Source organism: Microcystis aeruginosa NIES-4325 (genome assembly GCF_008974145.1).
GTDB lineage: Bacteria > Cyanobacteriota > Cyanobacteriia > Cyanobacteriales > Microcystaceae > Microcystis > Microcystis aeruginosa_G.
Genome location: NZ_BJKP01000157.1, coordinates 1 through 250, shown reverse-complemented (window position 1 = coordinate 250; position 250 = coordinate 1). Strand labels below are relative to the sequence as shown.

At 36.4% G+C, this 250-nt stretch carries 1 pseudogene; it reads right to left on the bottom strand.

Annotated elements, in window-relative coordinates:
- Positions 1-125: 125 nt before the first annotated feature.
- Positions 126-250 (bottom strand): annotated as a pseudogene (locus tag MiAbW_RS19435) (IS1 family transposase); the annotation flags it as partial.

The window sequence follows — 250 nt, the reverse complement described above, 5'->3', positions numbered from 1 at the left end:
TATGTGTCAACATATCAGCTATGTACACTGGTTTAGGAAAATTGTCTATTCAATCTGAAAAATGGCGTTCTGGGGTTGTCATGTTCTTAAATGTAAAGTTTTGTTACGAGATTCAACATTTCTGATTTTACCCAATTAATTACGGTCGTATGATGAACTCCCTTTAGCCTTTCTATTCCTCTAAATCCCATCCCATTAACATAGGCAGTTAGGCATTCTCGCTTCGTTTTTTCGTCATAGCCTTTCTGTT